Origin of the sequence: Streptomyces sp. NPDC090798 (assembly GCF_044768965.1) — a bacterium.
GTDB lineage: Bacteria > Actinomycetota > Actinomycetes > Streptomycetales > Streptomycetaceae > Streptomyces.
In genome coordinates this window covers 41110-65175 of sequence record NZ_JBIVXA010000031.1, presented here as the reverse complement: position 1 = coordinate 65175, position 24066 = coordinate 41110, and the positions used below count along the sequence as shown (strand labels likewise).

Genomic DNA, 24066 nt, shown 5'->3' with positions numbered 1-24066 from the left:
GGCCAGGCCCGGCCGGCGGCAGCCGGAGATCACTGCTCGCGCAGGGGAACGGACACGTAGGACGGGTCGTTCGCCGGTGAGGAGAAGGTCAGCTGCGCGCCGGACGGGTTGTGCTCGATGTAGAGCGGGTCGACCGTGTCGACGACCAGGGCGAGCTGATGTCCTGCCGGGACGTCGTAGGCCGTGGAGTACAGCTCCAGGTCGACGCCGAACGGCTTTCCGGGCGTCTGCCCGTGGAAGGTGTACGGCGCGTTGCTGACCAGCTTGCCGAGGCCGAGCGGGCCCACGTCGTAGAGGTAGGCGATGAGGGTGCCGCTCTCCTTGGTCGGAGTGAGCGTGGTGTGCAGCGTGGTGGTTCCGCGCACTTGCTGGACGCTCGCGTACCTCTCCGACTGCCAGACGGCCGCCCAGCGGCGCGGCAGCAGCGGGATCGATGCCATCGGGGGCACCTGGGCGACCTGGTCGAGGATGCTGGAGAGGAAGATGATCCCGCCGTCAGCGCCCGAGTCGACGTTGGTGTGGATCGTGGTGGTGCCCGCGAGGGCGATCTTCTTCCTGGTCGCGCCGACCGACTTCCAGTCGGGGTAGCCCTCGTAGGCGCCGGTGGTGCGGGGCTTGAGCTGGACGGGCTGCTCACGGTCGATGCCGTTGTCGACGCCCCTGAGGTAGTGGTCGAACCAGCGGCCGGTGTCCGTCCACACGTCGTTGGGGAGCCCGAACAGACCGGTCAACTCGGCGGTGGCGTGGTCGCCGGGGCGGAACTCCAGACGCTTGGGGCCGGTCAACTCCTCGTAGAACCTGGCGTACTGGTTGGGCTGGAAGATCGTGTCGCCCCAGCCGTTGGCCATGAAGACGGCCGCGCCGTTCTTGTTGAGCTGGTCGACATAGGTCTCGGGGGAACGTTTCTTCCCCCAGGCGATCATCTCCTGCTCCTTCGACAGGTTCGAGGCGAAGAAGTCCTTGAGCGTCTGCTGGAGTTCGGCGCTCGGACGCCCGGTGAGATAGCCCACGCCGCCGAGCAGGGCGGTGGCCTGGGAGTGCTGGGTGCGGCCCGAGTAGATCGAGTCGATGAGGTCGGCCCAGCCGCTCATGGCGGAGACCGCCTTGATCCTCTTGTCGTGCGCGGCGGCGAGCAGACTGATCCCGGCGCCGTACGAGACGCCCGCCATGCCGACCTTCCGGGCGTCGGCCGGGGTGTTCGCCAGCGCCCAGTCGATCACCTTGGAGGCGTCGGCCACGTCGGGCGGTCCCGCCACTTCTATCTCGCCGCCGGACTGCCAGAAGCCGCGTACGTTGTACGTGAGCACCACATATCCGGAGTCGGCGAGCTTCTGGGCCTGTGCGAGGTACTCGACCTGGGGCAGGCCCCAGCTCGTCGGCATGACGAGGAGCGGGTACCTGCGGCTGCCGTCGGCGCTCGCGGGGGTGACGACATTGGCCTTGAGGACCGTGCCGCCGTCTCCGGCGATGTCGACGAAGCGGACGTCGGCGGAGGCCGCCTGGGCGGTGGGGGCGAGCCCGAGGGCGGTACCGGCGATCAGGGCCGCGGATACGGCACCGACGGCGGACGTACGCAGGGCATGGCGATGCTGTCCCACGGGCCACTCCTCACTCGTGTCAGTAGAATGTGACCCGACGGTAACCTCGCCGCCATACCGGAAGTAACCCGTCGGTAAGTTACGCACGGGTAAAGACTGTTGGAGGGCCGTGAAATCTACGACGCGCGGTGGGAGTTGCGGGCCGGCGCGGGTGTGGGCAGCGGGGTCTGGGCGGCCCGGGTCACATCCGCGACGAGCTCGACGACATCGGGCCCGTACGCGTGCGAGTTCACCACCTTCAGCAGCAGTACGAAGGAGTTGCCGCCGTGCTTGCGTGCCAGCCGTTCGTGGTTGCGGGCGAGATAGCGGGTCGCCGCCTGGTTGGTGATCGCGCGCTGCCCGCAGAAGAGGAAGACGGGCCGCGTCCCGCGCTCCTGTCCCGCGATCAGCCGGGCGAGGATCACGTACTCGCCCTTCCCCGACTCCAGGCGGTAGCGCTCGCTGCCGATCTGGAAGGCGCCGCGGTCCGGGCCCGGTTCGGCGTCGGTGTTCACCTCGATGCCCGGGAGCAGGCTGTGAAGATGCGCGGCCATGCGGCGATTCGACGACGGCCCGCCCACGCAGAACTCGGTCCGCTCCCCGAACCCCTGCTGCGCGGCGTCGTGCGCGACGACCTGGGCGTGCGCGCCGCAGTCCTTGATCAGCGCGGCGAGTTCGAGCAGCGCGAACACGTCGAAGCGCATCACCGTGAGCTCCGGGCCGCCCGCCTCGCGGTTCACCACCAGGAGCGACTCGGAGTTGTCGGGCAGCCCGAAGAACGCCTGCTTGCGCCGGAGTCTGCGCTTCCAGAGGTAGGTACGGGCGAGCCAGCCGAGCGCGGCGCTGATGGCGGCGGCGACCACGCCGAGGACGATGTTGCGCACGTCGTCGTTCATGGGCGCGCATGGTATCGGGAGTGCGGACCAGTGTTCGAGGGGGTCCTGACGGGAGAGGTGCGGTGAAGTTACGCTGCGCGGACGGCTGTTGACTGGAGGTACGGATGCGTCGCCCTGTTGCGCTAAATCTGGCGGTCTTGGCGGTTTCGGCCGCCGTGGTGTCGGTCGGCGCGGCGGCGCCACCCGCCGCCGGGACGGCTTCCTCCCGTGCCACCCCGGTAAAGGTGCCGGTCGCCGTCGGCTACGGCGGTGCCGTGTCCAGCGTCGACGCCGACGCCTCCGCCGCCGGGATCGAGGTCCTGAAGAAGGGCGGCAACGCGGTGGACGCGGCGGTCGCCACCGCGGCGGCCCTCGGCGTCACCGAGCCGTACTCCGCCGGCGTCGGCGGGGGCGGCTACTTCGTCTACTACGACGCCAAGTCCCGTACGGTGCGTACGATCGACGGCCGTGAGACCGCGCCGCTCACCGCCGACTCGGGGCTCTTCCTGGAGAACGGCCGGCCGCTCGCCTTCGCGGACGCCGTCACCAGCGGGCTGAGCGTGGGCACACCGGGCACGCCCGCCACCTGGCAGACGGCGCTGGACAGTTGGGGCAGCAAGCGGCTCGGGAGCGTGCTGAAGCCCGCGGAGCGGATCGCGCGTGACGGGTTCACGGTCGACGCGACCTTCCGCTCGCAGACCGAGTCCAACCAGGCCCGCTTCGAGAACTTCCCCGACACCGCGAAACTGTTCCTGCCCGGCGGCTCGCTCCCCGTGGTCGGATCGACCTTCACCAATCCCGATCTCGCCCGCACGTACGAGGAGTTGGGCAAGAAGGGCGTCGACGCGATCTACCACGGCGACCTCGGCAAGGACATCGTCGCCACCGTGAACAAGCCCCCGGTGGACCCGGCTTCGGGCTACAACGCCCGCCCGGGCAAGCTGTCGTCGAAGGACCTGGCGGCCTACCGGGCGAAACGGCAGGCGCCGACGGAGACGTCGTACCGTGGCCTGAAGGTCTACTCGATCGCCCCGTCCTCCTCCGGCGGCACCACGGTCGGCGAGGCCCTCAACATCCTTGAGAAGACGGACCTTTCGAAGGCCAGCGAGGTCCAGTACCTGCACCACTACATCGAGGCCAGCCGGATCGCGTTCGCGGACCGCGGGCGCTGGGTGGGCGACCCCGCCTTCGAGGACGTCCCCACGAAGGAACTCCTCTCGCAGAAGTACGCCGACTCCCGCGCCTGCCTGATCAAGGACGACGCGGTCCTGACGAGCCCGCTCGCACCGGGCGACCCGCGCCGTCCGGCGGCCTGCTCCACCGGGGGAACGGCCGCCCCGACGACGTACGAGGGCGAGAACACCACCCATCTCACGGTGGCCGACAAGTGGGGCAACGTCGTCTCCTACACCCTCACCATCGAGCAGACCGGCGGCAGCGGGATCACCGTCCCGGGGCGCGGATTCCTCCTCAACAACGAGCTGACGGACTTCTCCTTCACCCCGGCCAACCCGGCGGTCCACGACCCGAACCTGCCCGGCCCCGGCAAGCGCCCGCGCTCGTCGATCTCCCCGACGATCGTCCTGGACCGGCACAGCCAGCCCGTGGTGGCACTCGGTTCGCCCGGCGGCGCGACCATCATCACCACCGTCCTGCAGACCCTGACGGAGTTCCTGGACCGGGGTCTGCCGCTGGTGGACGCCATCGCCGCCCCGCGCGCCAGCCAGCGCAACGCGGCCCAGACCGAACTCGAACCCGGCCTGTACGACAGCACCCTGCGGACCCGACTCGAGTCCCTCGGGCACTCCTTCAAGCTCAACCCCGAGATCGGCGCCGCAACGGGCGTCCAGCGTCTCCCGGGCGGCCAGTGGCTGGCAGCGGCCGAGAAGGTACGGCGCGGTGGCGGCTCGGCGATGGTGGTACGACCGGCGTCCTGACGAGCGGGCCCGCGCGCTCGTCGACGCAGTGAGACTGTGGCGATCAGCGTGCCGTGAGGATGCGTGGGCCCGTGTGGGTGATGGCTACCGTGTGTTCCGTGTGGGCCGCGCGGGAGCCGTCGTCGGTGCGCAGCGTCCAGCCGTCGGGGGCCGCGTGGAAGCCGTCGGTGCCGCCGCCGATGAGCATGGGCTCGATCGCGAGGACCATGCCGTGGCGCAGGGGGAGGCCGCGGCCCGGGCGGCCCTCGTTCGGGACCGGCGGGTCCTCGTGCATGCGGCGGCCCACGCCGTGGCCTCCGAAGCCGTCCGGGATGCCGTACCCCGCCGCGCGGCACACCGTGCCGACGGCGTGCGCGATGTCCCCGATCCGGTTGCCGACGACGGCCGCCTCGATGCCCGCGGCGAGGGCCCGCTCGGCGGTCTTCACGAGCCGCACGTCGGCCGCGCGCGGCTCGCCCACGATGAAGCTGATCGCCGAGTCGCCGACCCAGCCGCCCAGTTCGGCCCCGAAGTCGATGGAGACCAGGTCGCCGTCCCGCAACCGGTAACCGGTCGGGATGCCGTGCACGATCGCGTCGTTCACCGAGGCGCAGATGACCGCCGGGAAGGGAGTGGGTGCGAACGAGGGCCGGTAGCCGAGGAAGGGGGAGCCCGCGCCCGCCTCACGCAGCACCTGGTGGGCGACCTCGTCCAGCTCCAGCAACGAGACCCCCACGTCCGCCGCCTCGCGCACCGCCGTGAGCGCCCGGCCCACGACCTGCCCCGCCTCGTACATCTCGTCGATCGACGTGTCTGTCTTCAGTTCCACCATGCCAATTACTGTACCGGTATTAGAATGGGGTCATGGTGCGTAACCCCCTGACCCCCGAAGAGCGCGAACGCGGTGAGCGTCTCGGGCAGTTGCTGCGCGAGGCCCGCGGTGGCCGCAGCATGGTCGAGGTCGCGGCGACCGCCGGGATCTCGGCCGAGACCCTGCGCAAGATCGAGACCGGACGGGCTCCCACCCCCGCCTTCTTCACCGTGGCGGCGCTGGCGCGGGCGCTCGGGCTGTCCATGGACGACATCGATCACAGGACTCTGCGCCCAGTCCGAAAACTCCCTGTAGCCGTTCCGTAACACGAAGGGTGTTTTCTACCGGACCGGAGCACTCCAGTCGGGCGGGGAGTTGTGTGATGGCTGTGGAACAACTCCCGGATCAGGTACGGGAGTTCGCGAGCTACCTGAGCGGGCTGATGAAACGGCTCGATCAGGACGGCGGCTGGTGCGCGGTGTTCTGGCAGCGCGACCCCGACGGCATGCGGGCCTGCCTGGACGGCTGGGAAGTGCCTCCTTGGGATGTCGTGGAGGCGCTCCTCCAGGACCTCGCCGTGGAGCAGGGCTCCCAGGCCGCCGCTCAGGAGGCCCAGCGCGCCCGTTCCCTGCACAGCGGCTCGCTCGCCGCCTACGACGGCCGGCCCGGCGGCCGGGACGCCCTCGGCGACCGCCTCGACGTCATGCTCCGCGAACAGCGCTACGCCGCGGAGCGCCAGGCCGAACTGAGCCGGCAGCTCCACGCGGCCACCACTCAGGAGGAGGCCGACGCCGTCCGGCTCGACCTCGCCTGGGCCCACGACGACCACGAACGGGCCACCGCCCGATGCGTCGAACTCCACCACCGGATGGAGAACCTGGACCGCCGCGCCCTGCGTACCCACGTATCGGGCGCGTTCGACTTTTCGGGGGGCGCGGGCGGGGGCGTCGTCCGGGTCGCGGAGCCGGAGGACCAGCGCCCGCTCGAGACACGGCCCGGCGCACCGGGGACGGCGGCCCAGCGCCGCCCGACGACCCCGGAGCAGTCCGGCCGGCGCCCGCGCTTCGCGGACCCGGCGGCGACCGAGCACTCCGGGGCCGTCCCCGCCCCCGCTCCCATGGCGCCGCGCGACCCGGCGACCCCCGGTTCCGGGCCGTACGAGCGGGTCGGTACTACTCCCAGTAGCAGCACTGGTACCAGCACTGGTACCAGTACCGCCCCCGGCCCGGGTCCCGCCCCCACTCCGAGTGCCGCCCCCGTCCCCAAGCAGCGCTCCAAGCGGCGCCCCCGCGGCAGCGCCCGCTTCGCCGGGATGATGGAGGCCGAGGCGGCCCCTGTGGCGCTTCCGGAGACCGCGGCCCCTCCCGTGTCCGCCCCGGCCGCGCCGAGCGGCCGTACCCCCCGTGGAGCCCGTTTCGCGGGTGCCGCCGAGGCGCCGGCGCAGCCGCGGACCGAGGCGTTGGACGAGGACGCGCGGCGGGCCACCGCCGAGACCGTCCAGACCCTGACCCGGCTGCGCCGCGAGGGCCGCAGCGGCGAGGCACACGCCGTGCTCGTGGAGGTCGCCCACTGGCCCGCCGCCCGCTTCCCGCTGCTCGCCGCCGAACTGCACCGGGCGGGCCTCGACGCGGACTGGGCCACCCTGCTGTGGGAGGCCGCCTCACTCCCCGCGGACCGGCTGGTCGGTGCCGCGGACGCGCTCGTCGCGGCGGGCCGCGGCGCCGACGGCCGGCAGATGCTGCGCCAGGGCGTCGCCCGCCCCGCTCCCGAGATCGGGACCGCCGTGCTGAGCCTGGCCGACGAGGGGCGGCAGCGCGAGATCCGGGCGCTGCTCGACGCGTACGTCCGCGTCCGCACCCCGGAGGAGGCGGCCCGCAGCGCGGAGGCGGACCCGGGACGTCTTGTGCCGCTGCTGCTGGCGGCGGCCAGGGGTGTCTCGGAGGAGCGCCACTGGGACCTGGTGCACGCGCTGAGGGTGGCCGGCTTCGCGGCCTGAGAGCGTGGCCGGCCGCACGGCCTGAGGGCGTGGCCCGGCCGCACGGCCTGAGAGCGTGACCGGTTTCGCCGCCCGAGCGATCCGGGAAGGCATTCCTGAGCCCGTCGAGCCGCCGCGGACCGGATCGGCCGCTCACCCACAGGGGTGCGAAACGTGATCGACTCAGCGGGTTAACGGCGATGGTCTTGGCAAGGCTGTCCGCTGGGCTTACTTTCGAGCCTCTACCGCCTTTGTCTACGGGCGTAGAGGCTCTCTGACGTCCCGTCGAAGGAGCAGCTCATGGCCAACGTCGTACGCGCCGCTCTGGTCCAGGCCACCTGGACCGGCGACACCGCATCCATGGTCGCCAAGCACGAGGAGCACGCCCGCGAGGCGGCCCGCCAGGGCGCCAAGGTGATCGGATTCCAGGAAGTCTTCAACGCCCCCTACTTCTGCCAGGTCCAGGAGCCCGAGCACTACGGCTGGGCGGAGCCGGTGCCCGACGGGCCCACCGTCACTCGTATGCGGGAGCTCGCACGCGAGACCGGCATGGTCATCGTCGTGCCCGTGTTCGAGGTCGAGCAGTCCGGCTTCTACTTCAACACCGCGGCCGTGATCGACGCCGACGGCAGCTACCTCGGCAAGTACCGCAAGCACCACATCCCGCAGGTGAAGGGCTTCTGGGAGAAGTACTACTTCAAACCGGGCAACCTGGGCTGGCCGGTCTTCGACACCGCGGTCGGCAGGATCGGCGTGTACATCTGCTACGACCGCCACTTCCCCGAGGGCTGGCGGCAGCTCGGCCTGAACGGTGCCCAGCTCGTCTACAACCCCTCCGCCACCTCCCGCGGCCTCTCCGCCTACCTCTGGCAGCTGGAGCAGCCCGCCGCGGCCGTCGCCAACGAGTACTTCATCGCCGCGATCAACCGGGTCGGGCAGGAGGAGTACGGCGACAACGACTTCTACGGGACCTCGTACTTCGTCGACCCGCGCGGACAGTTCGTGGGGGAGACGGCCAGTGACAAGGCCGAGGAGCTGATCATCCGCGACCTCGACTTCGACCTGATCGAGGAGGTCCGCCAGCAGTGGGCGTTCTACCGCGACCGGCGGCCCGACGCCTACGAGGGGCTGGTGCAGCCGTGAGCGACCTGTACGCACGCCACAAGGCCGTCCTGCCCGACTGGCTGGCCCTCTACTACGAGGACCCGATCGAGATCACCCACGGCGAGGGCCGCCACGTCTGGGACGCCCAGGGCAACAAGTACCTCGACTTCTTCGGCGGCATCCTCACGACGATGACCGCGCACGCCCTGCCCGAGGTGACGAAGGCCGTCAGCGAGCAGGCCGGGCGGATCATCCACACCTCCACGCTCTACCTCAACCGGCCGATGGTCGACCTCGCCGAGCGGATCGCCCAGCTGTCCGGCATCCCCGACGCCCGCGTCTTCTTCACCACCTCCGGCACCGAGGCCAACGACACGGCCCTGCTGCTCGCCACCGCCCACCGGCAGAGCAACCAGATCCTGGCGATGCGCAACAGCTACCACGGCCGCTCCTTCAGCGCGGTCGGCATCACCGGCAACAAGGGCTGGTCGCCGACCTCCCTCTCGCCCCTCCAGACGCTGTACGTCCACGGCGGCGTCCGCACCCGCGGCCCGTACGCCGAACTCGACGACGCCGAGTTCATCGCGGCCTGCGTCGACGACCTGAAGGACCTGCTCGGTCACGTCCGCCCGCCCGCCGCCCTCATCGCCGAACCCATCCAGGGCGTCGGCGGCTTCACCGCGCCGCCCGACGGCCTGTACGCGGCCTTCCGCGAGGTCCTGGACCAGCACGGCATCCTCTGGATCGCCGACGAGGTGCAGACCGGCTGGGGCCGCACAGGCGAGCACTTCTGGGGCTGGCAGGCGCACGCCGCCGCCGGCCCGCCGGACATGCTCACCTTCGCCAAGGGCATCGGCAACGGCATGTCCATCGGCGGCGTCGTCGCGCGCGCCGAGATCATGAACTGCCTCGACTCCAACTCCATCTCGACCTTCGGCGGCTCGCCGATCACGATGGCGGCGGGCCTGGCGAACCTCACGTACCTCCTCGAACACGACCTCCAGGGCAACGCCCGGCGTGTCGGCGGTCTGCTCGGCGAGCGGCTGCGGGCGATCTCCGTGCCGCTCGACTACGTACGGGAGGTGCGCGGGCGCGGGCTGATGATCGGCGTCGAGCTGGTCAAACCCGGCACCGACGAGGCGTACCCCGAAGGCGCCGCGGCCGTGCTCGAAGCAGCCCGCCAGGACGGCCTGTTGATCGGCAAGGGCGGCGGTCACAACACCAGCGTGCTGCGCATCGCACCGCCGCTTTCCCTCACCGTCGCGGAGGCGGAGGAGGGCGCGGCGATCCTCGAGCACGCGCTGAGGTGTATCCAGTAAGAAGTTCTGAGCAAGGGAACGTGCCATGACCACCGCCACCGCCTTGGAACCCGCCCTGTCGGTACGCCAGGTCCTCGCCCTGGACCGGGTGCTCGCCGGAGAGCCCGAGGTGGTGGCCGGCGCGGGCCACCTCGACCGGTCCGTGCGCTGGGTGCACGTCGCCGAGGCCGCCGACGTGGGCGTGATGCTCACGGGCGGGGAAATGGTGCTCACCACCGGGGTCCTGCTCGCCGGCGACCCGGACGCGCAGGCCGAGTACATCCGTTCGCTGCACCGCGCGGAGGCCGCGGCCGTAGTCCTCGGACTCGGCCGGGCCTTCCCGACCCCGCCGGACGTGATGCGCCGGGCCGCCGAGCGCTGCGGACTGCCCATGGTGGTGCTCCACCGGCCCTTCCCGTTCGCCGAGCTGACGGAGGAGGTCCAGTCCCGGCTCGTCCGCAGCAAGTTCGCGGCCGTGAGCCTCTCCGAGGCCGTACGGACCGCGCTCACCGGGCTCATCACCACGGGCGCGCCCCTGCAACGGATGCTCGACGAGATCGCCGTGCACGCCGCGTGCCCGGTCGTCGTCACCAACCTCGCCCATCGCGTCCTCGCCACGGCGGGGGAGCGGTCCGCGGTGGACGACGTGCTGCGCGACTGGGAGCGCATCGCCCGGCAGGCGGGCGGCAGCGAGGGTGACGGCTGGATCCGCGCCGAGCTGGGCGGGCGCGGCGAGAGATGGGGCCGCATCGTGCTGTGCGGCTACCGGGGCGACGCCGCCACCGGGCGGCTGCTCGCCGACCGTGCCGCCGAGGCTCTGGTCCTGCACCGGATGCTGGGCGGCTCCGCGCACACCTGGGAGGAGGAGTCCGCGCAGAGCCTGCTGACCGACCTGGTGAGCGGGGTCGTACCGGCGCGGCAGCTGCTCCCGCGGGCCAGGGCGGCCGGGCTGCCGGTCAACCGGCGGGCCTTCCTGCCGCTGGTGGTACGGGACGGAGACCCGGCCCAACTCGACCGCGTACTACGTCTGGTGGGGCTGCCCGGACTGGTCGCCGAGCTCGCCGACGGGGCCACCGCCGTGCTGCTCAGCCTCGCCCGCGACCAGGACGCGGAGGCGCTGGCCGCCCACTTCGCGCTGCGCCTGCGCCATGAGACCGGCACCCGTACGACCGTGGCGGCGGCCTCGCCCCGTACCGCCTGGGACGACGTCCCCGGCGGCCTGCGCGAGGCCCTGCACGTCGCCGAGGCCGCCGCCGACGCACCCGCCGACCAGGACCAGCCGGTGCTCGTACGACTGCGTGACGTCCATCTGCGGGGCCTGATACGGCTGTTGCGCGACGACCCGAACGTCCAGTCCTTCGCCGAACGGGAGTTGGACGGGCTGCTGTGCGGGGCCGACGCCGAGTCGGAGCTGCTGCCCGTGCTGCGGACCTACCTCGCGACCGGCCGCAACAAGTCCCGCACCGCGCAGCTCCACCACGTCAGCAGGCCCGCGCTCTACCGCCGGCTGGAGGCCATCGAGGCCCGGCTCGGCGTCGACCTCGACGACTTCGAGCAGGCCGCCTCCGTACACATCGCACTGCTCGCACACGACGCGCAACAACGGTGAAACACGGGACGACTCAGGTGAAACATGGGACAACGCGGGGGTGACACCGTGGAACGGCACAGCGCCTCAGACGTGACACGGTGCAACTCAAACCATCCCTCACGGCTTCCTAGGCTCCTCGCACACCGAGCGACCGGAGGTCCCGATGAGCAGAGTGATCCGCGCCGCCGTCTTCCAGACTGCCTGGACCGGCGACAAGGAGTCGATGATCCAGGTCCACGAGCAGGCGGCCCGCGACGCGGCCGCACAGGGCGCACAGGTGCTGTGCTTCCAGGAGCTCTTCTACGGGCCCTACTTCTGCCAGGTCCAGGACAAGGCGTTCTACGAGTACGCCGAGCAGATCCCCGAAGGGCCCATCGTCCGGCGCTTCCAGGCGCTGGCCAAGGAACTGGGCATCGTCCTCGTCCTGCCGATGTACGAGGAGGAGCAGCCCGGCGTCCTCTACAACACGGCCGCCGTGATCGACGCGGACGGCTCGTACCTCGGCAAGTACCGCAAGCACCACATCCCGCAGGTAGAGGGCTTCTGGGAGAAGTTCTACTTCCGTCCCGGCAACGCCGACTGGCCGGTCTTCGACACCGCCGTCGGCAAGATCGGCGTCTACATCTGCTACGACCGGCACTTTCCGGAGGGCTGGCGTGCGCTGGGCCTCGCGGGCGCCGAGATCGTGTTCAACCCGTCGGCCACCTCGCGCGGACTGTCCTCCTACATCTGGCAGCTGGAGCAGCCGGCGGCGGCCGTCGCCAACGAGTACTTCGTGGGCGCCATCAACCGCGTGGGCGTGGAGGCGCTGGGCGACAACGACTTCTACGGAACGTCGTACTTCGTCGACCCGGAGGCCCAGTTCGTCGGGGAGGTGGCCAGCGACAAGGAGACCGAACTCGTCGTCCGCGACCTCGACATGGCCAAGCTGCGCGAGGTGCGCGACCGCTGGCAGTTCTACCGGGACCGCCGTCCCGACGCGTACGAGCCGCTGACCGCGCCGTAGCCCGGCGGGGCACTGGAGTCCGCCGGGCTTCCCGCGCCCCCCGAAAGGGGCGCGGGGCTGTGGCATCGCGCGGCTTGGCCGCGTGGGCGCGACCAGCCACGAGTGACCCGCAGTTTTCAGCGCGCCGCATTCAGCGCACGGCAGGAGAGAGGGAGCATGAGCAGCCGTACCGTCATCCGTAATGGCCTCGTCATCACCGCGTCCGACGAGATCCACGCCGACGTCCTGATCGAGGACGGCCGGGTCGTCGCCCTCGCCGCGACCGGCACCCCGGCGGCCGAGTCGTGGACGGCCGAGAAGACCATCGACGCCACCGGCAAGTACGTCATCCCGGGCGGCGTCGACGCCCACACCCACATGGAGCTGCCCTTCGGCGGCACCTTCGCCTCGGACACCTTCGAGACGGGCACCCGGGCCGCGGCCTGGGGCGGCACCACCACCATCGTCGACTTCGCGGTGCAGAGCGTCGGTCACTCGCTGCGCGAGGGCCTCGACGCCTGGAACGCCAAGGCCGACGGCAACTGCGCCATCGACTACGCCTTCCACATGATCGTCTCCGACGTCAACCAGGAGACGCTCAAGGAGATGGACCTGCTGGTCCAGGAGGGCGTCACCTCCTTCAAGCAGTTCATGGCCTACCCCGGCGTCTTCTACAGCGACGACGGCCAGATCCTGCGCGCCATGCAGCGCTCCGCCGAGAACGGCGGCCTGATCATGATGCACGCGGAGAACGGCATCGCGATCGACGTCCTCGTGGAACAGGCGCTGGCGCGCGGCGAGACCGACCCGCGCTTCCACGGCGAGGTGCGCAAGGCGCTCCTGGAGGCCGAGGCCACCCACCGGGCCATCAAGCTCGCCCAGGTCGCGGGCGCTCCGCTGTACGTCGTGCACGTCTCGGCGCAGGAGGCGCTCGCCGAGATCGCACGGGCGCGCGACGAGGGCCTGAACGTCTTCGGCGAGACCTGCCCGCAGTACCTGTTCCTGTCGACCGACAATCTTGCGGAACCGGACTTCGAGGGCTCGAAGTACGTGTGCAGCACGCCCCTTCGGCCCAAGGACCACCAGGCCGCCCTGTGGCGGGGCCTGCGCACCAACGACCTCCAGGTCGTGTCGACGGACCACTGCCCCTTCTGCTTCGTGGGCCAGAAGGAGCTCGGCCGGGGCGACTTCTCGAAGATCCCCAACGGCCTCCCGGGCGTCGAGAACCGCATGGACCTGCTCCACCAGGCCGTCGTCGACGGGCACATCTCGCGCCGCCGCTGGATCGAGATCGCCTGCGCGACCCCGGCCCGGATGTTCGGCCTGTACCCGAAGAAGGGCACCATCGCGCCGGGCGCCGACGCCGACATCGTCATCTACGACCCGCACGCCGAGCAGGTCATGTCGGTCGAGACGCACCACATGAACGTCGACTACTCGGCGTACGAGGGCAAGCGCGTCACCGGGCAGGTCGAGACCGTGCTCTCGCGCGGCGTACCGGTCATCACCGAGCGGGAGTTCACCGGACGCGCGGGTCACGGCGTCTACACCCCCCGCTCCACCTGTCAGTACCTTCTCTGAGTGACTAGGAGTGGCGCCATGGACTTCGGACTCGTCCTGCAGACCGACCCCCCGGCCTCCCGCGTCATCGACCTGATGAAGCGCGCCGAGGGCAACGGCTTCACGTACGGCTGGACCTTCGACTCGGCCGTGCTGTGGCAGGAACCCTTCGTGATCTACAGTCAGATCCTCGCGAACACCGAGAAGTTGACGGTCGGACCGATGGTCACCAACCCGGGCACCCGCACCTGGGAGGTCACCGCCTCCACCTTCGCGACGCTCAACGACATGTACGGCAACCGCACGGTGTGCGGCATCGGGCGCGGCGACTCGGCGATGCGTGTCGCCGGACGCAAGCCCAACACGCTCGCCCGCATCAGCGGCGCGATGAAGGTCATCCGCGCCCTCGGCCGGGGCGAGGAGGCCGACCTCGGCGGCACCGTCGTCAAGTTCCCCTGGGTCAAGCCGGGTGCCGAACTCCCGGTCTGGATGGCCGCGTACGGTCCCAAGGCGCTGAAGATGACCGGCGAGGAGGCCGACGGGTTCATCCTCCAGCTCGCCGACCTCTATCTCACCGAGTACATGGTCAAGGCCGTGAAGGACGCGGCCGTCGAGGCGGGGCGTGACCCCTCCGAGGTGAAGATCTGCGTGGCCGCGCCCGCGTATGTCACCGAGGACGACTCGCCGGAGGCCCTCGCCCACGCGCGTGAGCAGTGCCGCTGGTTCGGCGGCATGGTCGGCAACCACGTGGCCGACCTGGTCTCCAAGTACGGCGAGCACTCCGCCGCCGTGCCCGAGGAACTCACCGACTACATCAAGGCCCGCGAGGGCTACGACTACTCCCACCACGGGCGCAGCGACAACCCCGACACCAAGTTCGTACCGGACGAGATCGTCGACCGGTTCTGCCTGATCGGCACGGCCGAGCAGCACATCGAGAAGCTGAACGCGCTGCGCGCGCTGGGCGTGGACCAGTTCGCGGTGTACGACATGCACGACGCGCAGGAGGCCGTGATCGACGCGTACGGGTCGAAGGTCATCCCGGCCGTCAACGGCTGACCGCCCCGCTCCGGGCGGCCGGCCTCCGGCCGCCCACCGCACCACCGGCCGTACTCCGGCCACCGCTCCCGCTCCCCATACGTCCCCTTCCCTCCGTCCGGGGAAGGGGATCACCGCACCACCGCACCCGCACAACCCCCCACGGCGTCACCCGCACGGCCTCTCCCGTCACTCCTCACTTGATTGGCCTGCCCATGACCGAGACCGTCCCCAGCGAGGGCCCGCCCGTCGCTCAAGTCACGCTCACCGACGGCCGGGTGGAGATCGCGCCCGACGCGCCCGCCCCCAGTGGCCCCTACGCCAACGAGGACCTGCTGCCGGTCCCGGTCGGGAAGCGCACGTGGACCACGTACAACTTCTCGGCGCTCTGGGTCGGCATGGCCCACAACACCGCTTCCTGGACCCTGGCTTCCGGGCTGATAGCCGTGGGCATGGACTGGAAGCAGGCCGTGTTCACCATCGCGCTGGCCAACCTGATCGTGCTGGTCCCGATGCTGCTCACCGGGCATGCGGGACCCAAGTACGGCATACCCTTCCCCGTCTTCGCCCGCGCCTCCTTCGGTGTCCGCGGCGCCAACCTGCCCGCCGTCGTAAGGGCGTTGGTGGCCTGCGGCTGGTTCGGCATCCAGACCTGGATCGGCGGCGAGGCGATCTACTTCCTCGCCGGGAAACTCTTCGGCGACAGCTGGGCCAACGCCTCGAAGGTCGGCGGCTACGCGTGGACCATGTGGCTGTCGTTCGCGATCTTCTGGGTGCTCCAGGTCGCCATCATCTACCGGGGCATGGAGACGATCCGCCGCTTCGAGAACTGGGCGGCGCCCTTCGTGCTCCTGGGCGCCGGTGTGATGCTGTGGTGGATGAGCAGCAAGGCGGGCGGCTTCGGCCCGCTGCTCGACCAGCCCTCGAAGCTCGGCTGGGGCGGCGACTTCTGGAAGCTGTTCTGGCCCTCGCTCATGGGCATGATCGGCTTCTGGTCCACGCTGTCGCTGAACATCCCCGACTTCACCCGGTACGGCAAGAGCCAGAAGGCGCAGACCTGGGGGCAGGCGCTCGGTCTGCCGACCACGATGACGCTCTTCGCCTTCCTGTCGGTCATGGTCACCTCGGGCTCGCAGGCCGTGTACGGCGAGGCCATCTGGGACCCGGTCCAGCTGGCCGCCAAGACGGACAACGTCTTCGGCCTCCTCTACGCGCTGGTCACCGTGCTGGTCGCGACCCTGTCCGTGAACATCGCGGCCAACCTCGTCTCGCCGGCCTTCGACTTCTCCAACCTCGCACCGCGGAAGATCAACTTCCGTACCGGCGCGCTCGCCACCTGTGTCCTCGGCGTGCTGATCTTCCCCTGGAAGCTGTACTCCGACCCGCAGGGCTACATCTTCACCTGGCTCGGCCTCGTCGGCGGTCTGCTCGGCACCGTCGCCGGCATCCTCATCGCCGACTACTGGATCCTGCGCCGCACCAAGCTCGACCTCGCCGACCTGTACCGCACGGGCGGCCGCTACTGGTATGACGGCGGCTGGAACTGGCGGGCCGTCGTCGCCTTCCTCACCGGAGGCGTCCTGGCCGTCGGCGGCGCCGACTTCCATCCGCTGATCGACGGGCGGCCCATCCCGGCGCTGAAGTCGCTGGCCGACTACGGCTGGGCGGTCGGACTCGGTACGTCGATGGTGCTGTACCTGGCGCTGATGCTGTTGCGGGGCAAGGAGAAGACCGCCGTCTGACGCGTGCGGGAGAACAGCCGTCGGAGAACGGCTGCTGGAGAACAGCTGTCGGATCTGTGCGGCGGTTGGAGAACGGTCAGCCCTTCTGGCCGTTCTCCAGCGTCGCCACCGCGTCCTTGGCGGCCTTGATGGCCCCCTTGTTGATCTCGTCCGTACCGGGCGCCTTCTTCGTCTCGAAGTTGCTGCCGTTGTACGTGACGACCACCAGCGCGTTGGACGCGCGGACGATCACCACACCCTCACGGGTCTGCTGCTTGTCCGTGGTGGTCAGGTTCACGACGGAGTAGGCCGAGTCGCCGAGGCCCGGAACCGCACCTCCGCCGCTCTTGTCCGCGACGCGCCCCGTATAGGACTTCTGCGCCGCTTCGTCCGAATCCTTGATTTCGTACGAGACGTCCAGCCAGTGGTAGTCGAAGCCCTTGAGCGCGTTCCAGGAACAGGTGCGGCGCACCGTCTTGTCGGTCGACGGAATCTCCTGACCGGCCGTCTTGGCGCCCGGAACAAGGGCCTTGACCGTCTTCTCCGTCACGCCGGTGCAGGGCGCGGGGGCCGCGGTGTACGTCTTCGCGACCGCCGTCGCCGCGGGGTCCGAGGGGGCCTGCGTCTTCTGGGGCGACTTGTGGTCGGTGGCGGCCGGAGTCGTCGTCGACGTGCCGGACGACATGACCCAGCCCGTGCAGGCGAGGACCGCGACCGGCAACAGACGCGCGGTGAGGGCGAGTGGCAGAGGAAGAGAATGCACGGCGCACTTCTCGTGGGGGACGGTGCGGAGGGAGTCCACACTGCGGACGGAACGCCAGTGTCACATGACTCCCTGTGGGGCGGAAGTGCCAACTCACTCCGCGGCTGTGCGGGCGGGAAGCGCGCTCTCGATCCGGTCGACGGCGGCGAACGCGCCATACGCCACCAGATGCACCAAACAGTGGTCGGTATGAATGGGTTTACGCCGGGCCGTCATGTCCTCGTCCGCGATCCGGTACGGGGCCGGCGCGAGTGTCTCCCGTACGAGGATCCGGTCGGCCTCGTCGAGAAGACCCTCCCCCTCGGTGGCGGCGGCCCGCAGCGCGGCACAGGCCGGGCCGACGGTGGTCCCGCGTGCCCAGTCCGGACCGGACCCGGGGTCGTCGAGACGTTCCAGGCCCACACCCCGCGCCGGGTACTCGTGGTCAGTACGGCCACCACGACGGTGTACGTCCTGCGCGCCCACCCCGGCAGCCTCGCCGCCCTCCCCGTCCCTGGCGCCGTCCGCACGGCGGCCCGTGCGGGTCACCGAGGGCGGCGGCGCTCGCGAGTGCCCTGTTCCTGGCGGTATTCGGGACGACGGACGTCACGGCGCGCGGAGACGAGCCGACCGGCGCCCCCGCGGCGTCGGTCCCGCGAGCGGCAATGTCCACCTGTGATGGTTGATTCCGGTCGGCGCGGGCACAGCTCCGCAGGGTTCGACATAACCGATCGACACCCTGATCGTGATGGCGTTGGCTGGCAGGCATGCCAGAACTGCGTACCGATCGTCTACTGCTCCGCCGGTGGCGGGAGTCCGACCTCGAACCGTGGGCGGCGATGAACGCCGATCCCGAAGTCCGAGAACACCTGGGGGAACTGCTGACGCGGGAGCAGAGCGATGCCGCGGTGGCATTCATGCAGGCCGAGTTCGACGGGCGAGGTTTTGGGTGGTGGGCGCTCGAAGCACGGGAGACAGGTGAGTTCATCGGCCGCGTCGGCTTGGACGAGGTGGGCGAGGACATGCCGTTCGCGGGGGTGGATGTCGGATGGCGGTTGACGCGGTCGGCGTGGGGTCACGGTTACGCCACCGAGGCCGCCCTGGCCTGCCTGGCCTTCGGCTTCGAGGCCCTCGGTCTGCCGGAGGTCGTTGCGTCGACGACCGTCAACAACCTTCGTTCCCAGGCGGTGATGCGCCGGATCGGCATGACCCGGGACCCGGCGGACGACTTCGAGGATCCGAGCGTGCCCGAAGGGCCACTTCGCCAGTGTGTGCTGTATCGGATACCCGCCATCAGGGTCCTCGGAGGTGGATCATGAATCGGGATGCTGATCGCCAACTTCCGCGGCCTCGCGCGATGATGACGTACCGTCATGGGCGCGACGAAGAACGAGGCCGCGGCACGGCGTCCAGGCATTTCGTTCTGCATCGCTCTCGCCTCGCCGCGAGCGGTCGTTGATTCACGCGGAACCGGCAGAGCCCACAGCCCGACCTGCCCGTGAAACGTCACGGGACTCTCCATGACAAGGATCGAGTGATGCCACGACTGAGCGTCGATATTCGCCCCTCGTGGATAGCCCGCCCTTTCCATCTGGCTTTCACCCGCCCGTTCATGGACATCGACGGGACTGAATTGGCGGCGCAGTGGGGGACGACGGAAATCCCGGTCACCACGGGTCCGCACGAAATGGCCGTGTACTTCCGCTACCGCGGGCAGAAAGACGCCCGCCTGGGCATCGGGAGGGCCGAGTTCGCGGTGAATGGTTCGCCGGACCCCGTGAAGGTGAGGGCGGCCCTGGGCATCCGCAACGGAAGCCCCTTCAAGGTCACGGTCGGCTGACCGCACCGGAGGAGACGGCCGACTGCCTTGCCCTCTCACACCGGCAGTGAGCCAAGTCGACCAGGGCGGCGGTGGAGTTCGTCGGCGGCATCAGCTACGAAGGCTATGCGGCGAGGTGGTCGTGCCGGGTGGGACTTCCGGCCACGTAGTGAACGTACTCGCGCTCCAGTCGGAAACCGGCGGTCCAGGCGAACAGGCGGCTGGGGCGGTTGTCGCGGGAGCAGGACCAGCTCGCGGTGTGGCCGCGGGCCGCGATGTCCGTCCACAGGGCGGTGACACAGGCGATGGCGAGGTGTTCGCGCCGGTGCTCGGCGACCGTGACGCAGGCGATGTCCTCGTATGCGCTGCCCAGCAGGTACGCGCAGGCGACGGCGAGGACGCGGTCTTTGTGGAACGCGGCCCAGCCGAGACCGGACGCCGCGAGAGCGGTCGGTCCGCCCCATGTGCCGTGGATCCATGCCGCGTCGGTGCCGAGTTCGGCGAGGGCCGGGGCGTGCTCGGGCGTCAGCCGTCGCACCGTCGCACCGTCGCACCGTCACGCCCCACGGAAGACCGGTGACCGTGCTGCGGTCGGCGCCCGACTCGCGGATCACCGGCGCGGACTCACCGGTGATCGCCGACTCGTCGACGCTCGCCGCGCCCTGGATGACGTCGCCGTCGCCGGGGACCGGCTCGCCGGCCGGTACGGACTTTCGGACTGCTCGTGGGGTACAACGGGCGGTCCTCCGCCGAGGAGGAGTTCGGCGGAGGTCCAGGAAGGGAGTCGGTGTTACAGGCCGACGTCCCGGCGGCTCATGTCGTCCAGTGATTCGCGGCGTACGAGGACGCGGGCGATGCCGTTCGTCACGGCGACCACCGGTGGGCGGCCGACGAGGTTGTAGCCGGAGGCCATGGACAGGTGGTAGGCGCCGGCCGCGGGGACGGCGAGGAGATCGCCGGGGTGTATGTCGCCGGGGAGGGCGACTTCGTCGGCGAGGATGTCGCCGGCCTCGCAGTGACGGCCGACGACGGTGACGAGGCGGGGTGGCGCGGAGGAGGGACGGCCGATGAGGCGGGGTGCGTAGCGCACTCCGTACAGTGCGGGCCTGGGGTTGTCGCTCATGCCGCCGTCGACGGCGACGAAGGTGTGGGTAGCGGTGCGTTTGACGGCCAGCACCCGGTAGACGGCGACGCCGGCGGGGCCGACGATCGCGCGGCCGGGTTCGAGGGTGAGCCGGGGCACGGGCAGATCGGTGCGGGCGCAGCCGTCTTCCAGTTCGGCGCGGACCCGGCCGGCGAGCACGCTCACGTTGAGGCTTTCCTCGCCGGGGCGGTAGGCGATGGCGTGGCCGCCGCCGATGTTCAGTTGGGGGAGGGCGATGCCGTGCTGGTCGCGGATGCGGGCGAGCAGTCCGACCATGCGCCGTACCGCGGCGACGTACGGTTTCACGGCGGTGACCTGTGAGCCGATGTGGCAGTGCAGGCCGACGAGTTCGAGATGCGGCTGGTCGAGTATCCGGGTGACGGCGTGCTGCGCGGAGCCGTCCGTGAGCGACAGGCCGAACTTCTGGTCGTCGGTGCCGGTGCGCACCTTGGCGTGTCCGCCGGCCGCGATGCCGGGCACCACGCGGACCATGACCGGCTGGGGGGTGCCGGCGGGTGTGATCGCGGCGAGCCGGGCGATCTCGGAGGTGCTGTCCACGACGATGCGTCCGACACCGAGCCGGAGGGCTGTGCGGAGGTCCTCGGGGCTTTTGGCGTTGCCGTGCATCACGATCTTCTCCGGCGGAAAGCCGGTGGTGACGGCGAGTGCGAGTTCCCCGGCGGAGCAGACGTCCAGGCCCAGGCCTTCTTCCTGGACCCAGTGGGCCATGGCCCGGCACAGGAACGCCTTGGCGGCGTAGAGGATGTCGGCGTCGGGGAAGGCGGTGCGGTAGGCGCGGCAGCGCTCGCGGACCTCCTGTTCGTCGAGGAGGTAGACCGGGGTGCCGAAGCGGTCGGCGGCCTCGGCGAGGGAGACACCGCCGACGGAGACGTCCCCGTGGGGTTCGGGGCGGGCGGAGCGGGGCCAGACGGAGAGGCCTTCGGCGTCTCGCGCGTCGGTGTGGGCCGCTTCGCCGGGGCTGTCGGCCCCGGGTGCCCGGTGCGGTTCCTGAACGGGCGGTTCTTGAAGGGGCAGTTCCTGAACGGGCGGATTCTGAAGGGGCAGTTCCTGAATGGACATGACGTCTCCTCAGCCGATCAGCAGGTTCAGGCATGCGACGGCGGCGGCGGCGCCGGTCACCCGCAGGGCGCCGACGTGCTGGGGATGCCAGCGGCGCCAGGAGTTCTCGCGTTCACGGGCCGTGGCCGTGGTGCGGTCGGCGGCGGGGGCGGAGAACTGCGGGTCGACGGTGAGGGCGGTGACGCCCAGGGGCGCGGCCAGGGCGCGCAGCGCGGGTTCGGAGAGCCGGATGGAGGGCTGGTCCGGACCGAGTGTGGCGGTGAGTTTCGCCGTCGAGGTGAAGCCGACGGCCGTACGGCCGCCCAGGGGGGTGCGGAAGAACCGGGCCGTACAGCCTGCGGGTCCCGACCGGACGGGGACGAAGAGAAGTCCGGCCGGGAAGCGTTCACAAGGCTCGGGATCCTCGGAATGCTCGACTGGAGACATGTGCTGCTCCTCGAAGAAGGGGACGTACGCCGCTCGGCCGGTTCGGCCGGGCGCTCGACGAAGGTATGCCCGCCCGAGCGGGTACGGGGGCCCTCACTGACGGATGCTTGACGGGAAGCCCCCGACCCATAACGCGACACTGATGGGCAGGAGGATGCCTGGTCAGCGGCGCGTCCGAGGCTGCGGGCAGGACCGCACCAGGGCCGCCCTCGGCCGCTGACGGCACCGCCATGCGCTGAGGCACAGGCACGCATCCCTCGTGCTGGAGGCAGGAGAGTCGGTCGTCACGCTCACCAAGTGGCCGGGGCGTTCGTCGCCGACCTTCGCCCTCGACCGCTCGCCCACTTCATGCCGGCTCATGCCAGAGACGGGGGAGGAGGGACGCAGGGCGATCGATAGCCTGCTGGGGGAGCGGAGCGAGGAGAGTTCCGACCCGAACTCCCCAGATTCTCCCCAGGACCGGTGCTGAGCGCCGGTCGATCTGGCCGATGAGCGGAAACAGCGAGGTGAAAGGCCGTATGTCCACGACCCGCCCCACCCTCCAGGGCACCTTCGGCATGGTGTCCTCCACACACTGGCTCGCCTCGCAGTCGGCGATGGCCGTCCTGGAGGACGGCGGCAACGCCTACGACGCCGCCGTCGCGGCGGGCTTCGTGCTGCACGTGGTCGAGCCGCACCTCAACGGACCCGCCGGCGAGGTCCCGATCATCCTCGCCCCGGCAGGCGGCGAGGTGCGTGTGCTGTGCGGGCAGGGCGTCGCGCCCGCCGGGGCGACGATCGCCCACTACAGGGGACTCGGTTTGGATCTCGTACCCGGCACCGGGCCGCTCGCGGCCGCCGTGCCCGGCGCCTTCGACGCGTGGATGCTGCTTCTGCGCGACCACGGCACGAGGTCCCTCACCGACGTCATGAAGTACGCCATCGGATACGCGGAGGACGGGCACCCGCCCGTGGAGCGGGTCGGCGAGACCGTGGAGTCGGTGCGCGCACTCTTCGAGACGGAGTGGACCTCGTCGGCCGAGGTGTATCTGCCCGGCGGGAAGGCGCCACGTCCCGGGGAACTGTTCCGCAATCCCGCTCTCGCCGCGACCTGGCGCCGACTGCTCGCCGAGGTCTCCGGGGAGACCGGCCGGGTGGCGCAGATCGAGGCCGCGCGCCGCGTCTGGCGCTCGGGCTTCATCGCCGAGGCCCTGGTGCGGCAGGCCGGGCGGCCCACCATGGACACCAGCGGAAAGCGCCACACCGGCACCCTGACAGCCACCGACCTGGCCTCGTGGTCCGCGAGCTACGAGGCGCCCGCGACGTACGACTGGCGCGGCTGGACCCTGTGCAAGGCGGGCCCCTGGAGCCAGGGCCCGGTCCTCCTCCAGCAGCTCGCCCTGCTCCCGCCCCGGCTGCCGCGGTACGGCTCCGCGGAGTACGTCCACCTGCTCGTCGAGGGCTGCAAGCTCGCCATGGCCGACCGGGAGGCCTGGTACGGGGACGCGGCCGAGGTGCCCCTCGACGAGCTGTTGTCGAAGGAGTACAACGCCGAGCGTCGCGCACTCATCGGCCACAAGGCTTCCTGCGAGCTGCGCCCCGGCAGCCCCGGAGGGCGCCCCCCGACGATCAGCGGCCACGCGCGCGAGGTCGCCGCCGGGGCGCCGGGCTTCGACGCGCCGGCGATGCCGGGCGCGGGCGAACCCACCGTCGCCAGGGTCGCAGGGGAACCCGAGGTGGCCCGGGACGGGGGCACCCGGGGCGACACCTGCCACCTCGACGTCGTCGACCGCTGGGGCAACATGGTCGCCGCCACGCCGAGCGGCGGCTGGCTTCAGTCCAATCCCGTCGTCCCCGAGCTGGGCTTCCCGCTCGGCACCCGGCTCCAGATGGCCTGGCTGGACGAGGGGCTGCCCAACTCCCTCACACCCGGCCGCCGTCCCCGTACGACGCTGACACCCTCGCTGGCGCTGCGCGACGGAGTCCCGGTCATGGCGTTCGGAACCCCGGGCGGCGACCAGCAGGACCAGTGGCAGACCCACTTCTTCCTGGCCGTGGCGCTGCGCGCCGAGGTACGCGGCGGGCTCGACCTCCAGGGCGCGATCGACGCCCCGAACTGGCACAACGACAGCTTCCCGGGCTCGTTCCACCCGCGCGGCATGCGCCCCGGCAGCCTCACCGTCGAGTCCCGCACGGACGAGGCGGTCGTCGAGGAGCTGCGCCGTCGCGGCCATAACGTCCAGGTCGCCGAGGCCTGGTCCGAGGGCCGGCTGTGCGCGGTCGCCCGGGATCCGGGGACGGGTGTGCTGTCCGCGGCGGCGGACCCGCGGGGGATACAGGGGTACGCGGTGGGTCGCTGATCAGCACGCTCCGGGAATTCACGGCGATTCCACCCGGAGTACACCGGAGGGGCGGGGATTGTCAG

General features: G+C 70.7%; 20 protein-coding genes and 2 pseudogenes. 13 read left to right on the top strand and 9 right to left on the bottom strand.

All coding sequences use genetic code 11. The annotated features are described in order from the left end of the window. Nucleotides 1-29: 29 nt before the first annotated feature. Both ACIQTP_RS42070 and ACIQTP_RS42065 read right to left on the bottom strand, forming a co-directional pair. Nucleotides 30-1598, bottom strand: coding sequence for a CocE/NonD family hydrolase (locus ACIQTP_RS42070; RefSeq protein ID WP_403410237.1), 1569 nt, complete (start codon nucleotides 1596-1598; stop codon nucleotides 30-32). Nucleotides 1599-1714: 116 nt separating this feature from the next. Continuing rightward, nucleotides 1715-2473 carry a hypothetical protein gene (locus ACIQTP_RS42065; protein WP_179858321.1) on the bottom strand — a complete coding sequence of 253 codons (759 nt, stop codon included), beginning with the start codon at nucleotides 2471-2473 and terminating at the stop codon, nucleotides 1715-1717. 104 nt (nucleotides 2474-2577) lie between these two features. On the opposite strand from ACIQTP_RS42065, the gene ggt reads away from it, so the two are divergent. After that, nucleotides 2578-4389: a gamma-glutamyltransferase gene (gene ggt / locus ACIQTP_RS42060; protein WP_403410234.1), complete on the top strand. Its 1812-nt coding sequence runs from the start codon at nucleotides 2578-2580 to the stop codon at nucleotides 4387-4389. 43 nt (nucleotides 4390-4432) lie between these two features. Here ggt and map read toward each other — a convergent pair whose 3' ends face one another. Then, a complete protein-coding gene (gene map / locus ACIQTP_RS42055) occupies nucleotides 4433-5200 on the bottom strand; it encodes a type I methionyl aminopeptidase (RefSeq protein WP_403410231.1) in 768 nt (255 codons plus the stop codon). Nucleotides 5201-5232: 32 nt separating this feature from the next. On the opposite strand from map, the gene ACIQTP_RS42050 reads away from it, so the two are divergent. The 9 genes from ACIQTP_RS42050 to ACIQTP_RS42010 all read left to right on the top strand — a co-directional run bounded on the left by ACIQTP_RS42050 (nucleotide 5233) and on the right by ACIQTP_RS42010 (nucleotide 16472). After that, nucleotides 5233-5505 (top strand): helix-turn-helix domain-containing protein, encoded by a 273-nt coding sequence (locus tag ACIQTP_RS42050; protein ID WP_067362435.1) that lies wholly within the window; start codon nucleotides 5233-5235, stop codon nucleotides 5503-5505. 56 nt (nucleotides 5506-5561) lie between these two features. Next, nucleotides 5562-7175, top strand: coding sequence for a hypothetical protein (locus tag ACIQTP_RS42045; protein ID WP_403410228.1), 1614 nt, complete (start codon nucleotides 5562-5564; stop codon nucleotides 7173-7175). Between the two features lie 279 nt (nucleotides 7176-7454). Then, a complete protein-coding gene (locus ACIQTP_RS42040; RefSeq protein WP_402045481.1) occupies nucleotides 7455-8297 on the top strand; it encodes a nitrilase-related carbon-nitrogen hydrolase in 843 nt (280 codons plus the stop codon). Then, the gene (locus tag ACIQTP_RS42035) at nucleotides 8294-9577 is read left to right on the top strand and encodes an aspartate aminotransferase family protein (protein ID WP_403410225.1); all 1284 of its coding nucleotides are present in this window, start codon (nucleotides 8294-8296) and stop codon (nucleotides 9575-9577) included. The genes ACIQTP_RS42040 and ACIQTP_RS42035 overlap by 4 nt, the downstream gene beginning before the upstream one ends. 25 nt (nucleotides 9578-9602) lie before the next feature. Further along, complete coding sequence (locus tag ACIQTP_RS42030; protein ID WP_403410222.1) at nucleotides 9603-11165, top strand: PucR family transcriptional regulator; 1563 nt, start codon at nucleotides 9603-9605, stop codon at nucleotides 11163-11165. Between the two features lie 145 nt (nucleotides 11166-11310). After that, the gene (locus ACIQTP_RS42025; RefSeq protein ID WP_403410219.1) at nucleotides 11311-12153 is read left to right on the top strand and encodes a nitrilase-related carbon-nitrogen hydrolase; all 843 of its coding nucleotides are present in this window, start codon (nucleotides 11311-11313) and stop codon (nucleotides 12151-12153) included. 156 nt (nucleotides 12154-12309) lie between these two features. Next, the gene (gene hydA, locus ACIQTP_RS42020) at nucleotides 12310-13713 is read left to right on the top strand and encodes a dihydropyrimidinase (RefSeq protein ID WP_402045469.1); all 1404 of its coding nucleotides are present in this window, start codon (nucleotides 12310-12312) and stop codon (nucleotides 13711-13713) included. Nucleotides 13714-13731: 18 nt separating this feature from the next. After that, on the top strand, nucleotides 13732-14751 hold the full coding sequence (locus ACIQTP_RS42015) for a TIGR03842 family LLM class F420-dependent oxidoreductase (RefSeq protein ID WP_402045466.1): 1020 nt from the start codon (nucleotides 13732-13734) through the stop codon (nucleotides 14749-14751). Nucleotides 14752-14945: 194 nt separating this feature from the next. Next, a complete protein-coding gene (locus ACIQTP_RS42010; protein ID WP_403410215.1) occupies nucleotides 14946-16472 on the top strand; it encodes an NCS1 family nucleobase:cation symporter-1 in 1527 nt (508 codons plus the stop codon). A 76-nt stretch (nucleotides 16473-16548) separates the two neighbouring features. On the opposite strand, the gene ACIQTP_RS42005 is transcribed toward ACIQTP_RS42010, so the two are convergent. Together ACIQTP_RS42005 and ACIQTP_RS42000 are read right to left on the bottom strand one after the other, a co-directional pair. Beyond that, the gene (locus ACIQTP_RS42005; RefSeq protein WP_403410212.1) at nucleotides 16549-17214 is read right to left on the bottom strand and encodes a hypothetical protein; all 666 of its coding nucleotides are present in this window, start codon (nucleotides 17212-17214) and stop codon (nucleotides 16549-16551) included. 93 nt (nucleotides 17215-17307) lie between these two features. Then, a pseudogene (locus ACIQTP_RS42000) lies at nucleotides 17308-17646 on the bottom strand (DNA-binding protein); the annotation flags it as partial. 314 nt (nucleotides 17647-17960) lie between these two features. On the opposite strand from ACIQTP_RS42000, the gene ACIQTP_RS41995 reads away from it, so the two are divergent. Together ACIQTP_RS41995 and ACIQTP_RS41990 are read left to right on the top strand one after the other, a co-directional pair. Further along, a complete protein-coding gene (locus ACIQTP_RS41995; RefSeq protein WP_403410205.1) occupies nucleotides 17961-18512 on the top strand; it encodes a GNAT family N-acetyltransferase in 552 nt (183 codons plus the stop codon). A gap of 218 nt (nucleotides 18513-18730) precedes the next feature. Beyond that, a complete protein-coding gene (locus tag ACIQTP_RS41990; protein WP_403410202.1) occupies nucleotides 18731-19033 on the top strand; it encodes a hypothetical protein in 303 nt (100 codons plus the stop codon). A 103-nt stretch (nucleotides 19034-19136) separates the two neighbouring features. Here ACIQTP_RS41990 and ACIQTP_RS41985 read toward each other — a convergent pair whose 3' ends face one another. The 4 genes and pseudogenes from ACIQTP_RS41985 to ACIQTP_RS41970 form a co-directional block, all read right to left on the bottom strand. Then, nucleotides 19137-19550 (bottom strand): GNAT family N-acetyltransferase, encoded by a 414-nt coding sequence (locus ACIQTP_RS41985; protein ID WP_403410199.1) that lies wholly within the window; start codon nucleotides 19548-19550, stop codon nucleotides 19137-19139. A 70-nt stretch (nucleotides 19551-19620) separates the two neighbouring features. After that, a pseudogene (locus ACIQTP_RS41980) lies at nucleotides 19621-19788 on the bottom strand (hypothetical protein); the annotation flags it as partial. Between the two features lie 14 nt (nucleotides 19789-19802). Next, nucleotides 19803-21236: a diaminopimelate decarboxylase gene (lysA, locus tag ACIQTP_RS41975; protein WP_403410196.1), complete on the bottom strand. Its 1434-nt coding sequence runs from the start codon at nucleotides 21234-21236 to the stop codon at nucleotides 19803-19805. Nucleotides 21237-21245: 9 nt separating this feature from the next. Continuing rightward, nucleotides 21246-21662 (bottom strand): SAV_915 family protein, encoded by a 417-nt coding sequence (locus ACIQTP_RS41970; protein ID WP_403410193.1) that lies wholly within the window; start codon nucleotides 21660-21662, stop codon nucleotides 21246-21248. Nucleotides 21663-22180: 518 nt separating this feature from the next. Here ACIQTP_RS41970 and ACIQTP_RS41965 point away from each other — a divergent pair. Further along, on the top strand, nucleotides 22181-24001 hold the full coding sequence (locus tag ACIQTP_RS41965) for a gamma-glutamyltransferase family protein (protein ID WP_403410190.1): 1821 nt from the start codon (nucleotides 22181-22183) through the stop codon (nucleotides 23999-24001). Nucleotides 24002-24066 lie beyond the last annotated feature (65 nt).